Annotated in this window: 10 protein-coding genes; 2 read left to right on the forward strand and 8 right to left on the reverse strand. The window is 58.6% G+C overall.

What is annotated here, in order from left to right:
• Positions 1-3: 3 nt before the first annotated feature.
• Genes ACUUL3_RS13050 through ACUUL3_RS13060 form a run of 3 tightly spaced genes read right to left on the reverse strand, consistent with a single transcriptional unit; the run spans position 4 to position 3,669 of the window.
• Entirely contained in the window at positions 4-867 is an 864-nt protein-coding gene (locus ACUUL3_RS13050; protein WP_022992997.1) for an HK97-fold major capsid protein, read from the reverse strand.
• Between the two features lie 18 nt (positions 868-885).
• Positions 886-1,248, reverse strand: a complete 363-nt coding sequence (locus tag ACUUL3_RS13055; protein WP_013219066.1) for a hypothetical protein — start codon at positions 1,246-1,248, stop codon at positions 886-888.
• Positions 1,249-1,260: 12 nt separating this feature from the next.
• Positions 1,261-3,669, reverse strand: coding sequence for a DNA adenine methylase (locus ACUUL3_RS13060; RefSeq protein ID WP_448552025.1), 2,409 nt, complete (start codon positions 3,667-3,669; stop codon positions 1,261-1,263).
• Positions 3,670-3,898: 229 nt separating this feature from the next.
• Between ACUUL3_RS13060 and ACUUL3_RS13065 the strand changes: the two genes are divergently transcribed.
• Positions 3,899-4,108, forward strand: coding sequence for a helix-turn-helix domain-containing protein (locus tag ACUUL3_RS13065; RefSeq protein WP_239882984.1), 210 nt, complete (start codon positions 3,899-3,901; stop codon positions 4,106-4,108).
• The gene (locus ACUUL3_RS13070) at positions 4,105-8,898 is read left to right on the forward strand and encodes an AAA domain-containing protein (RefSeq protein ID WP_448552026.1); all 4,794 of its coding nucleotides are present in this window, start codon (positions 4,105-4,107) and stop codon (positions 8,896-8,898) included. Before ACUUL3_RS13065 ends, ACUUL3_RS13070 begins: the two co-directional genes overlap by 4 nt.
• On the opposite strand, the gene ACUUL3_RS13075 is transcribed toward ACUUL3_RS13070, so the two are convergent.
• The 5 genes from ACUUL3_RS13075 to ACUUL3_RS13095 form a co-directional block, all read right to left on the reverse strand.
• The gene (locus tag ACUUL3_RS13075; RefSeq protein ID WP_448552028.1) at positions 8,895-9,758 is read right to left on the reverse strand and encodes a phage head morphogenesis protein; all 864 of its coding nucleotides are present in this window, start codon (positions 9,756-9,758) and stop codon (positions 8,895-8,897) included. The genes ACUUL3_RS13070 and ACUUL3_RS13075 overlap by 4 nt on opposite strands.
• Positions 9,758-11,305: a phage portal protein family protein gene (locus ACUUL3_RS13080; protein WP_448552030.1), complete on the reverse strand. Its 1,548-nt coding sequence runs from the start codon at positions 11,303-11,305 to the stop codon at positions 9,758-9,760. The genes ACUUL3_RS13075 and ACUUL3_RS13080 overlap by 1 nt, the downstream gene beginning before the upstream one ends.
• A gap of 75 nt (positions 11,306-11,380) precedes the next feature.
• Positions 11,381-12,904, reverse strand: a complete 1,524-nt coding sequence (locus ACUUL3_RS13085; protein WP_448552032.1) for a terminase large subunit domain-containing protein — start codon at positions 12,902-12,904, stop codon at positions 11,381-11,383.
• A complete protein-coding gene (locus ACUUL3_RS13090) occupies positions 12,904-13,182 on the reverse strand; it encodes a hypothetical protein (protein WP_448552033.1) in 279 nt (92 codons plus the stop codon). The genes ACUUL3_RS13085 and ACUUL3_RS13090 overlap by 1 nt, the downstream gene beginning before the upstream one ends.
• Positions 13,179-13,451, reverse strand: a complete 273-nt coding sequence (locus tag ACUUL3_RS13095; protein ID WP_029917946.1) for a hypothetical protein — start codon at positions 13,449-13,451, stop codon at positions 13,179-13,181. The genes ACUUL3_RS13090 and ACUUL3_RS13095 overlap by 4 nt, the downstream gene beginning before the upstream one ends.
• Positions 13,452-13,489 lie beyond the last annotated feature (38 nt).

The following is a 13,489-nucleotide window of genomic DNA, read 5'->3' on the forward strand; positions in this document are numbered from 1 at the left end:
GGATTACGGAACCAGTTTGACCTTGGCCATGATGTCGGGGCGAGTAATGCCCTGACCGATCTCGGACCACACCAGCCAGCCGGTCTTGAAGCGGGTCTTCTGATCGATGGACTCCGTCTTCAGGTTTTCGCGCACCGGCATCTTTCCGACCTCTTCATCCGGGACGATGATGATCTCGTCCAGCGGCATGGAGGCGGTCAGCAGAATGCCGCCGGTGCCATAGTTCTTGATCACACCCTTCTGGCGCAGCTCGAGCTTGGTCTGGGGATCGAGGTTCCAGCCGCGCATGTCGTTGAACCGGCGGCCGCGCATGACGATGTACTTCACCGACAGCTCCAGGTCCTCGATGATCGAGATGGCCTCGTTCAGTGCATCCTCGGTGAGCAGGTCGCCGGTGACCTCGATGGTGTTGGCCGCCGGGATGGCCGAGGAGAGCACCGAGATGGTGCGGCGGTCCATCTCCTTGCGGATGGCGTCGGCGGCGCTGGTCTGAATGTCCATCAGCGTGCCGATGTTGCCGTTTTTGAGGACGGAAACGTCCACCATCGGGTTGGAGTGGATGCGGTTGGTGGGGAACTCGACCTCGTCCTTGCCCACCTCCTGCTCCTGGGCGTCGCCGTCCTTGCTGATCCAGTGGGCCTTGACGGTCGGTTTCTTCTGGTAGACCGGACGTTCGCCCTTGGGCAGCGTGTGCTTGGTGAGCAGCAGCGAGGAAATCTCCTTGCGCTTGATCTCCTGTTCGATGGGCGCGGCGATGGCGGCGGCAAGCGCCCGCATGCCTTCGGGCGACTCGAGAGCCTCGCTCATGAGCCGCGCCATGGTTTCCATGTACTCCTGGGAGTGGATCTTCAACTGATTGGTTTTCATGTGCGTTGGCTCCTTGGGTTAGACGAGCAGGCGAAATTTGAGGACGCCGCTCTGTACGGAAATGGCGTGGGCGACCACGTGCTCTCCGGCCGCGACGCCGTTGGTCAGGCGACCGCCCGCCGAAACTTTCAGATCGTCTCCGGCGACGACGGTCCCTTCGAAGGCGTCGGTCTCGTAGACGCCGCCGTCACAGTAGATGCCGGGCATTTCGCCACCGGCGTAGTCTTTGATCAGGATGCCGAAGGAGCGCTTGGTGGGATCGGTGTTGACGGCGAACAGGTCGTCGCCGACCACGCGGACCACCTGGCCGAGTTGGCCGTCGCCCTGGATGTGGCCGTCGCCATAGGCGAGGCTGCGGTGACACGGATTGATGAATGACATGGTGTTTCCTCCTTATGCGTTGATTTGCGAGTGTTCGGGAGAGTCATCGCCGACACGGTTGCGGTAAGCGGCCATGAACCCGTCGCGCAGGCGGTCCTCCAGCGACACCTTGCGGTCGTCCACATCGTGGGGCCGGACACCGGCGTCGCTTCGGAGCGGGGTTTCCGTCGATGCCTTGGCGGCGGGCTTGCCGCCCTGGTCGCTGTCGGCGGGTTTCTCTTCCTTGTCCTTGTCCGCCTTGGCCGACTTGGGCAGGCGTTCGTAAGCGGCCTCGGTGGCGGCGAAGGCTTCGTCGGACAGTTCGGCCAGGCGTTTCAGCTCGGCTTCCCGGTCCTCATCGGAAGCGAAGGAGAGCCCTTGCTTCTCCAGCCGGGTGAGCAGCTTCTTTGCGCGGGAGCGGCAAGCGGCCGCCTTTTGTTCGGCTTCCAGTTCCTGGACGCGTTTCTGCAGCTCGGCGACCTGGGCCTTGAGCTGCCGGTTTTCCTTTTCCAGGTCGGTAACGCGAGCGGGATCGCCTTCCTGCTGGGCCGGTTTCTTCTTGGCCGCGTCAGATTCAGTCTTGGCGGCCTGGTCATCGGTGGGTTTGGTTTTGTCTTCCATCGTGGAATCTCCTTCGGGTTGGGATTGGTCGGGCTGGCTCTGAAGGGACGCCACCTGCAGAATCCTGGCGTTCTCGTCCGCGCCTTTGCGGTCGAGCAGTCCCAGTCCGGTGAAAGTGACGCCGTGCAGAATCTCGAAAACGGGTTGGCCGTTGAAATCACGGCCCTTGAATTTGCGCAGGTGGGTGCAGTAGTCGGCCTTGTTCTGGAAGCGCTTGTGGCAGACCGAGCATTCGCCTTCCTGGTAGTCGCACTCCATGGAGACCTGGGAGATGATCCCGCGCTTCATCAGCTTGTAGGCCAGCCGGGCGGCCGGGGTGTCGTGGACGTACAGCTCGCCGACGCATTCCACGCGGCCCCCGTTGTCGTCCTCCAGGTAGTCGGCGGCGACGATGCCGCCCACGATGTCGTTGAACTCCTGCGAATGCTGCAGATCGACCTTCTTGTTCACGGCCGTCATGTGCCGACCGGACAACTCCTCGGCGGTGAAGTGGTCGCCGTTCTTGTTGGTGCCGGTGCGGCAGAGCACGAAGCTGAACTGGGGGTCGCCCGCCGAGCCGACATCCATGGCCTCGGTCGTGAGGCGTTCGCCTTCGCCCAGCCGGATGTCCACGGGGATGCTGGTGTGGAAGTTCGCGGCGGCAGCCATCGGAACGGGTTTCTCCTCCCGCTCGGCGCTGGCCTTGGCCCCGGGAGCGCAGACGAACAGACGCTCCTTGGCGTTGGAAGCCTCGCCGTGCTTGGAAGTGATGGCGTAGTGGTGATCCTTGGACTTCATCCGGCTCTGCTTGCCAAAGGAGCCGATGATCCGCTTCATCTCCTGCTCGTTGGGATAGGCGTGATCGCGATAGGAGATCAGCCAGTGCGGGATGTGCTTGGCGTTGCCGAGAAAGGTCTGGAAGAACTCGCTGGCGTTGGCCTTGGTGACGGTCTTGTGGTCGGTCTCGTAATACTTGACCTTGGTGTCGGCTTTGATTTCGAGCCCTTCCCAATAGGTCATGAGCCCCTCCACGAAGTGGTAGGCCCGCTCGTAGTTGGTGGTCGAAAACTCGGTGGCGTAAGGCGGATCGAAGTAGGCCAGATCCGCCTTGGCTTTTGGCAGCAGGTCGTTGATGTCCTGCCGATGGGCCTTGTTCTCCTTGCCGTTGTCGAAGACCAGGGCGTTGATGCGCTGCAGGTTCTTGCGCAGACGATCCTTGAACTCGTCTGGGGTGTCCTGGCGGCGGCCATAGTCGGTGGAGGACGAGAAGTGGCCGAAACCGCCCTTGCCGCTCATGCAGGTTTTGCCGAGGCCGAACAGGGCGATGTCTTTCTTGAAGCCGGAGAGCTTGTCGCAGTTGGCGCGGATGGTGTCGATCAGCGCATGGACGCCCTTGGCGAAGAAGATGCCCTTGAAGTTGTCCTGGACGAAGCTGCCCGCCTTGGCGTTGTCGGCCAGAAGCGCTTCGATCTCGTCCTCGCTCAGGCGAACCGAGTTGTTCTCGATGATCGCCTTGGAGGCGTGGTGGCAGTAGCGGAGCCGGTCGTTGGCGATGACCTGGAGGCCCTTGGTCTTGTACATGTAGGCCACGACCGCAGACCCCGAAAAGGCGTCGAGCACGGTGCCAACGCCTTCCGGGGTATGCTTCCAGATCCAGTCGACGAGCTTCTGCTTACTGCCGATGTAGTTGGTGATGTACTTGGGGCGTTTCTCGGGAGGGAGCTCTTCAGGAGCGGACTGTTCGGCGGCCTCGGTCCCGAGCGCATCGGGATCGAGAGTCAGCGCCGCATCGGCCTCCAGTAGAAACGCCAGCCTTTCCAGGTCTGTGGCGAACAGTTCCATCAACGTCTCCGGTCAGTTTGCTGTGCTCTCCGCGACCTGCGGGGGAGCGTTCAGCGGTTACTTACCGGAAGCGTCGGCGATGTGTCGGAGGGTGACGGAGAATTTCAGCGGGCGGGGTCCGGCCGGAAATTTCCTGGAAGTTGCCGAGATTTGGCTTGAAAATCGGATTGCCATTCGCTACCTTGTATTGTCATCTTTTAACAGATAACCCAATGGAACGGCATCGGATATGGACCCACAAAATAAATGGCTGACCATCGAGGACTTATCGTCCTACCTGAAGATGAGCCGTACCAAGCTCTATCAGATGGCCCAGAAAGGCGAGCTGCCCGGTTCCAAGATCGGAACACAGTGGCGGTTCGACCGGGATGAGATCGACGATTGGGTGAAAAGCAAGCGGCCTGCGGCGGATAAAAAATCCACGGGGGAAACAAAATGACTACCTCGACAACGCAGAGTCCGAATGAAAAAACCGTTCGTCTGGTCGATTATTTGCTCCGGCTGGCGACTCTGCGTTCGAAACTGATTCGCGATATTGCCGAATACGAGAAGATCCTTTGGGTTTCAAGCGTCCCGCATGAGCGAGGGTGTTTTACTCAGGCGTGGGGACGTGATGAGGAGCATGAGCCGGACGAGTGGATTGAGGTGGAAAATCGGCGGGAGCCGGAATTGCCTGCCGTACCCGCTCAATGCAAAGACTGGGTAAATCAAACTGCACTACGAAATAAGGGCGACTTGCCTGAACTTCTGTCAAAAATCACTCGACAAATCCAAAATCCAGATTGGCACGAAAGATCGGATCAACCGGAAACGATTCCGCACACTGAACATATAGAAGATCATCCGACGATTCAGCGTGCATGGGATCGGTATGTTGAAGAAAAGTGGCTACCCTGGACAGAGTCACATAATGCCTGGGAGAAGGTCCACAAAGTATATTCCTCACTCTTTGCCATCCATCAGGAGCAACTCCGCCTTGGGGAGGAATATGAACTCGTGCTCGGTTTAGGCCTGCTGACTTGGCAGACGCCCACCGGGCAGCGTGCCAGGCGGCACTTGGTTGTCGCCGACGCTATTCTTGAGTTCGAAGCCCGTTTGGGCAAATTCACCGTCCGTCCTCATACCGAAGGTGCCAAATTACGCCCCGAACTCGATATGTTGGATATCGAGGAACAGCCAGCGCGTGCCGAAGAAACCTCGAAGGGTTCACTTTCCAGAGCCGAAGACGACCCCTGGGAGAAGGGATGTGTTGAAGGCGTGCTCCAGGCTTTGGTGCATTCGATCAATTCGCAAGGCGATTATGACGACTCCCTGGAAGTGAAAAATATTCGCGCCTCATCGAAGCCAGTCGTCGAATATGCTCCAGCTTTGATTCTGCGAAAACGCTCTGCCAAAGGCCTTACTGAAACCTTGAAACGGATCAAGGAGCAAATCGAAAAGGGCGAAGACATCCCCGGCGAATTTGCAGACCTTGCCGAGGTTCGCACGAAAAATGATCGTGATCAAGGCGACGGTCTGGACGATACCAATGCTGAATTCGATGGGGAAGTATTTTTCCCAAAGCCTTCGAATGATGAGCAACGCCGCATCGTGGATAAGATTCGTGCGGCAAGCGGCGTTCTGGTGCAAGGGCCGCCCGGCACCGGGAAATCCCATACTATCGCGAATCTGATTTGCCATTTGCTTGCAACGGGACAGCGAACGCTGATCACGGCGAAGACACCACGTGCGCTTCAGGTTCTTGAAGGACTTGTTCCAAATGAATTACGCCATCTCTGCATCAACTTGCTTGGCAGCGGACTTGAGGAGCGGCGCTCTTTAGAGTCCAGCGTTGGCGGCATTCTCCGCAAAAATGAGGAATGGAAAGAAGATCGCGCCACACGAGAACGTGCGGAACTTGAAGAGAGTCTCCGAAAGCTCCGGGAAGAAAAGGCCAAGGTCGACCGGCGGCTCCGTGACATCCGGGAATCCGAAACACATACGCAATCCATTGCAGAGGGGACCTATCGAGGGACAGCGGCCAGGATCGCCGAAGCTGTGAGCCGCGACCGCACCACCTTCGAATGGTTCTCGGATTCGGTGCCTTTGGAAAAGACCTGCCAGATATCCACAAGCGATTTGCGTAACGTTCTGGAGACTCTCCGTCGCTTTACGCTTGAGAAGCGCAGGGAATTGGATCTTGTGTGGCCCGACGCCTTGCTGTCCTCGGAAGGCTTCGCCGATCTGGTGAAGAACGAGACAAATGCGATTGAAGAACAGGAGGCATCAACAGGCGGAGCCGATGAACGTTTCGCCGATTTGCTGGCAAAAAACAATCCATCGACCATCGAGGCAATTCGTGACGTTCTGTCCACTTTCCGCGATACCAGAAAAAGGTTAATGGCGGTTCCGCATTCGTGGATGAACGATGCTGTGCGCGATATTCTGGGCGGAAATTCGTCCCTGTGGCACGAACTGCTCCGTGTCACGCGATACGCCATTACATCAGTCGAGGAACACATTGCGGTAGCGGATGACACCAAGATTGAATTCCCGGATACCTGCGACGTCAGAGTGCTGTGTGAAGACGCCAGAAAACTTAAAGAACACATGGATAATGGCGGTAAACTGGGTTGGGGCGTATTCCGACCAAGGCCCGTAAAAGAACGGATTTATGTGATCAAGTCTGTGAAGATCGGCGGTCGCCCTTGCTTGACAGGCGAACATTTCGCAACCCTTTCCAATGTACTGCATGTCCGCATCGAATGCGAGAAAGCATGGGGATTTTGGATAGGTCGGTCTGATAAGGCGCAAGGGCCTTATGCTCTGCAACTGACTACTCTCAAATCACTGAGCAACGCACTTGAAAGCGCCTTGTCGCTTGAAGGAATTATTGGCAATTGCCGTGAGGCAATACAGAGATGCCCGACAATAGAAGCGCCCGTATGGGCAGATGAGTCCCAGGTTGAAAGAATAATCCTGTCCTGCCGTCTCGCGTTGGCAAGTATCCACAGACGGATTACTGCTGAGGAAATCCAGCGTGTTGAAGTTCCGGTTTCTTCCATAGCCGCCAAGAGCAACGCACATCCTGTAACGAAAGAATTACTGATCGCGATTCGTGGCCGCAATGTTGACGGATTCGCACAAAGCATAAACAAGATACAGGATTTGGATAAGGAGCGCCTGCGCCTCCGGAAAGTCGAAGAATACCTAAAGAAATTACGCCACCTGCTTCCGCGCCTTGCGGATTGTTTGGAGGCCACCTGCTATGAGCCATATTGGGAGGAGCGAATTCAGCGTATTGGCGACGCCTGGCATTGGGCGCAAGCGCGATACTGGATCGAGGAATACATCCGGCAGGAAGATGTTCCGGCTCTAGCCAAGCGCGCCAAGCAAATCGAGGACGAGGTAAACGGCATAATCGCGAAGCTCGCCTCGCTTCATGCGTGGTCCTTCTGTTTCTCGCGACTCAAGGAAGACCATCGCCGCCACATGGAAGCCTGGCAGCAGTCCATGCGGCGGCTTGGTAAAGGGACAGGGAAACACGCGCATCGCCATCGCCGTGAGGCCCAAGGGCATCTGAATGAATGTCGCGAAGCGGTTCCGGCCTGGGTAATGCCCCTCCATCGTGTTTGGGATACAGTGTATCCCGCGCCGGGCATGTTCGATGTGATTATCGTTGACGAGGCTTCGCAGTGCGGCGTCGAGGCGCTCCCGTTGTTTTATCTGGGCAAGAAGATATTGATTGTTGGCGACGACAAGCAGATCAGCCCGGATGCAGTGGGTTTACCACGCGATGCGGTACATCGTCTAATGGAAGAGTTCCTTTACGATTTCCACTTCAAATCCTCTTTCGATATAGAAAGCAGCTTGTTCGATCACGGAAAACTACGTTATGGAACCCGGCGGATTACTCTGCGCGAGCACTTCCGCTGCATGCCGGAAATAATACGGTTCAGCAACGATCTTTGCTATTCGGATACACCGCTGATTCCATTGAGACAGTATGGGCCGAACCGGTTACCACCGCTTGAACATGTTTTTGTGAGTGGAGGATATCGCGAAGGTACGAACAATCGGACGATCAATCGCCCGGAGGCCGAAGCCATCGTCGCAAGGATAGCGTCACTTTGTGACGACAGCCGATACAATGACATGTCGATTGGCGTGGTTGTTCTTCAGGGTGAAGCGCAAGCTGCGTTGATCGAGAATCAATTACTTGAACGACTGGGCGCGGAAGAAATGGAACGGCGGCGCCTGGTCTGCGGCAATCCTTACAGTTTCCAGGGCGACGAACGCGACATTATGTTTCTGTCGCTCGTTGCGGCCAACAACGAAAGGATCGGCCCTCTCACGAAGGCAGCCGACGAGCGACGGTTCAATGTTGCAGCCAGCCGCGCCCGCGACAGGATGATTCTTTTCCATTCTGTCACCTGTGATGACCTCAGCACTACTTGTCTCCGGCGAAAGCTTCTCGATTTCTTCGAGAAAACAAAGCCGCAACAGATTGCTGGAATTGACCGGGACGAACTCGAACGGCGGGCGGTACAGGACAATCGGCGCGTTGTGAACCCACCTGCGCCATTTGAAAGCTGGTTCGAAGTTGACGTTGCATTGGAACTGCTTCGCAAGAAATTTGTTGTACTGTCACAGTACGAAGTCGCTGGAAAACGGATCGACCTCGTGGTTGAGGGAGGACAGGCGCGGCTGGCCGTTGAGTGCGATGGTGATAACTGGCACGGGGCTGATCGGTACGAAGACGATATGCAACGTCAGCGGCAATTGGAGCGTTGCGGATGGGAGTTTTTCAGAGTTAGGGAATCGGGGTTTTACTCAAACAAGGTTGATGCCTTGAAGGGCCTTTGGGATGCGTTAGAGGAAAGAGGCATTTACCCGCAAAATATTGATATTCCCGACGAACCAACCCCATCCACATCAGCGCCGCAAGACGAACCGGTCGAGGAAGAACCCCAAGAAAGCGAACCCGCTAGGCCCATTCATGAGCCAGAGGTTGATATCAAAGTCGAGGTTGAGGATACAGTAGTTTATGTGGATATTGAAAATCCTCAGGTCGAGAAGCAGGCATTAATAACTTGCGAAAAATCGAACCCGGAATGGGGAGCCATCAATATCAACACACCAATTGCAAGAGCACTTATAGGTGCGACACTGGGCTCCACGGTCGAGGCAAAGTTGCCCAAGGGAACGGTCTCGCTGCTCATCAAAGACATTAAGAAGCCGAGAAGTTAAATGCTTCGTAACTCCTCTTGTGCGATTACTGGAAGGTTGGTGCATCGGCAAAAGGGATGAGCGGGTTGTTGGGGAAATTTGTCGCTGGGAAAGACTTTTCCATCAAGCGGGCCGCAGACCGGACAAGTCCGTTCATCGCTCATCGTCATCCATTCCAACTTTTCGACTCCTACCTGCGTATAGAACTTTTTTCGTCCCATGTTGTGAGCGCGGAGCACCTCGGTGCGGGCGATCATCTCCATGCGGTACTGAGCCTTGCTGAACACCTTTGTCCCCGCCTGTTTGAACGAGTCCTTGTATATCACCACCTTTCCAAGATCCCGGACGATGTCGTCGGTTCCTTTTCCCTCGACGATGGCCTGCATGATAACCCGCTTGATACCGTCTGAGAGTTCGCGGTTAACGTCACCGGCGAGTGTGAGGTTGTACTGCGCCATGAAGTCGAGGGCATTGGTGTCGACGATGGTGAACACCTTGGTGGCCAGCTTGTCGATGCCCTCGGGCTTGAGGTCGGCGTAGAACGGCAGCGCCGCGTCGGCGAGCTCTCCGATTCCCTGCTGGATGCCGAGCTTGAAGGAGTCCTTTGTCGTCTTGCGAAAGACCAGGGTCTGCTCCCGCTTGAGCCGTTTCATGGTGTCGTCGAGTTCGAGCTGGAGCTTTTCCAGCCCTTTGAGGGCGGCGAGCTTGTTGTCCGGCAGGGAGCCGAGGGAGCGGTACTGGAGGATGGCGCGGGCGACCTCGTCTTCGGAGTGTTTCAGCGCCTGGGTGAGTTGGGCCGTGACCTGGTCGTTGTAGCGGTTGCGGGCCGTCAGGCTTTTCAGGGTGGCCGCCTGGATGCGCTGCTTGAGGTCCGAAGGCATCAGCGGGGCTCCCGGCGGTCGATGAAACGACAGGCCGGGGCGTCGAAAGTGCGCTCGCTGTTGTGGACCCGGCAGTGGTTGGTGTCAGCAATGAAGTGGCTGCACTCGTCACACACGGCCGCATCGCCGGTGGACTCCAGGTCGCCCGACCAGACCAAAGCCGCCTCCGCCGTGGGTTCATCGTCCTCGGCCGGAATCCCGAGCATCTTCCGGGCGCGAGGCACGCTGAGGATGCCGGAGACGACCATATCCACCACCGGCTTCACCTGCTTCTCGTCCATCAGGTCGATCTGCTTGCGTTCGGTCTCGCGGTTGGCGGCCTCGATATCCGGGTCCAGGTCCATCTTGAGCTGGAGGCTGGAGCGGCTGATGAGTTTACGGTCGTAGAGTTCGATGAGGAGCTTCTTGAAATCGACCGCATCGCTCGGGTCGAGGTCGTTGAAGATGAACTGGATGCTCTTGTCGCCATGGCCGTTCAGTTCCATCCAGTCGTCGAACACCCAGTCGAGGAGCTTGCGAGCGGCCTGTTTGATCTCGCGGATCATGACCATCATCTTCTGCATGCTCACCGAGGCAGTGGCGAAATTCGGACCGTCGCCGGTCACCAGCGAGCGTGACAGACCCAGGGCCACCACGATGTCTTCCTTCACCTCCTTGACCTTGTCCTCGACGTTGAGGACCTGGCCGTCGGTGCCGTGGGTTTCGACATTGACGTAGAACGGGACCACCAGGCCGCTTTTCATGTCCATCTTGTTGACCATGTCGCGAACCTGTTCGAGCATCCGCTGGTCCGGCATCACCATCTTCTGGCCGAACGCGCCGCCCACCTTGAGCAGGCGGAATGGCGTGGCCCAGCGCTTGGCGATGGCCTGTTCGGCTCGGCGGTAGTCGCGCAGCAGTTCGATGGCTTGAAAGGCGGGAAGCACGAGGGAGTTGCCTCGGGGCGAGAAGGCCGGTGCGTCCCATTTGAGGTGGACCACCTGCTCGACGGGCAGCGGAATGGATTCGCCGCCGCCGGGTGTGTCCTCGGGAAATTGCCGGGCCTCGATCAGCTCGCCCTGGGCGTATTTGACCTTGACCGAAACCGGGTTGACGCAGACCAGCTCCTCGATGTCCTGGCCGGACTTGGTGAAGCGTTTGAAGCCGATGGCGTCGCCTTTCACCAGGAGCTGAAGAACCATGTCCTTGATGAACTGCGAGATGTTCAGCCGCCAGGCGGCCTCCAGAGCCTGCTCCTTGAGGGTCTCGTCATCGCTGGTGATCTTGATCTCGTCGCCCACGGCGAAGGTGCGCCAGGAGTTGACGCAGTTCTTCACCAGCGGCTCCTCGACATAGTATTCCCAGGCCTTGCGGGCGCGTTCTTCCCAGGTGGCCGGAATCGCTTCGGCGGCGTTCACCTTGGCGAAGGCGGCCGAGTCGAGCGCGGCCGCTGCTGCCATCGGCGCGATGACAAAGCCGGTGGTGTCCAGGCTTTCGGGTTGTTCGTCCTGATGGGCGGTGCTTTCCACGTGATCCTCTCGATAGTTTCGGCCATGACAGCCGCACATCCGGCCCGTGTGGGCCGAGCCCGGCTCGATGCCCGTTACTTACCGGAGCGGGGTGGAAAGCGTCGGAGGATGCGGTCAGATGAAAACCGGATTGGTGAGCACCGGCTTGAGCGATACCACCTCTTCGCCGACCGGGTCGAGGTTGCCTTCTTCCCGGATCAGCATGGCGCAGCGCACCGCATCGATGATGTGGTCGTTGCCCTTGGAATAGATGATCTTGCCGTCCCGCAGGGTGTAGGTGTGGGTGGTGAACTGGTCTTCCACCTCCAGATCGTCCGAGGGGAAAATGAGCTGCTTGCGCTGCAGTGCCCCGTTGATGAGGCTGGTCATCAGCTCCTTGGTCCGCTTCTTGACTTCCTTGCCGTCGCGGACCGCCAGCCGGGTCATGCCGCCGAAGTCGTATCCCTTGAGCCTGCCTTCCAGCTCCAGCCCCTTGTACTTGTCTAGGGTGAGCAGCTCCTGGACCACGGCCAGACCGTTGCCGCCGTTGTCCACGCCGATGCCCGCCGGGGTGTAGTAACGCTCCAGCAGCGCGATGATCTGGGCGATGTGCGGATAGGAAACGTGTTCGAGATGAACGCGCAGGATCATTTTCAGCAGCGTCCGCTCGCCGATCTCCATCTCCTGGAATACGACGATCTCGGTGGGGTCGTTGGTGTAGCCCAAATCGCCGCCGACCCAGAACTGACCGCTGCGGGGCGTGAGGTTAAGCAGCATCTCCAGCCGGTCATGGGCCGCTTCCTCGGTGTCGCAGTCGCGCATCTCGGAATCGGTGATGACGATCTTCTGGTACTCCAGCAGATCCTGCCGACAGAGGTTGAACTGCTCGACATTGAAGGCCCCGTAGGAGGGCTTGCCGTGTTCACCGGCCACCTCGTGCTGCCAGCCGGAGCTGTCGCGGCCGCCGTAGAACTCCAGCAGTTCGGCCTCGCGATCCTCGGTCCACAGAGGATTGAGCCAGGACGGCCAGCGGAACACATGGAACTGATCCGACGAGGTGAGCCGGTAATAGGTGGTGTCGCGCAGGCCGTTGGGCGTGGAGTAGATGCGTAGCGTCCCCCCGGCCTTGAGGCACTGGCGCAGCGCCTTCCAGGCCCGTTCGGTCAGCCAGGCTCCTTCATCGACCCAGACGCGGCCCACGTGCAGAGACCGGAAAGCGTCGCCATAGGCCCCGGCCGGGCGGAAATAGAGCACCGAACCGTTGGTGAACTCCAGCCGGAAGTAGGGTTTGCGGTGGATCTTGGGCTTGCCGTACTTGGTCAGGGCAATGCTGTTCATCAGATCCGGGTTGGTGTCGAGCTGGAACTCGATCTCTTCGATGATGGTATCGAGGTGCCCCTGGTGCGGAGCCGCGATGAGGCCCTGGCCGCCTCGGGTGGTGAAGGCGTAATGGAGCGCGTCGGTCGAGAGCACGATGGACTTGCCCACGTCCCGGCCGTCGAGGTGGATGATGTTCTTGGCCGGGCAGCGCAGGTCCTCCACCTGGTGCGGCCAGTAGTCGCGCCCTGAGCCATCCCGGTTGTAGAGGTAGGCTTGCCCCCACAACACGGGATCGCTCAGGGTCGCCGCAAGTTTGCGCTCCTTGTCGGTTACCGCCATCAGTGCATTCCCGTCCTCAAGGCGCTGCCGAGGATGGTGCCCACCAGTTCCGTCAGGATCTGCTGCACGGCCAGAGTGTTCTTCCTGTCGTGGACAGCTTCCTGAATGTCGATGATGGCCTGGTCCAACTCCTCCCAGGCCCGGTACTGCTGCTGGGCCGCTTCCAGACGGCCGAGGGCGTTCTCGATCCGTCCCGCCGCCAGTTCGGTGCCGATTTCAACCAGGGCCTCACCGGCCTGGCGAACGGCATCGCTGTTTTCCTGAAGGATCTCTTTCATTGGCCTGCCTCCTGGTTCGAACCGTTGGCCCACTGGTCAAGGGCGTCCACGGCGGTCTGCAGGCGCAGACCGACTCCGGTCAGGCGCTCGGCGTCCGGGTGGCCGACCTCGCGCAGCGCCTTGTTGGCCTCGGTCACGTACTCGGGCGTGTGGCGGTTGACGGTGGCCACCGCCGACTGGATCTGGGCCGGTGGCCGGTAAGTGGCGCAGCCGGTCATGATTCCGGCCAGGGCCAGTGGGATGGTCCATTCGAGGGTCTTCTTCAACATGTTGATCTCCTTTGGGTTATGGGTTTGGGGCACATGCA

This window comes from Thiovibrio sp. JS02 (assembly GCF_053485635.1).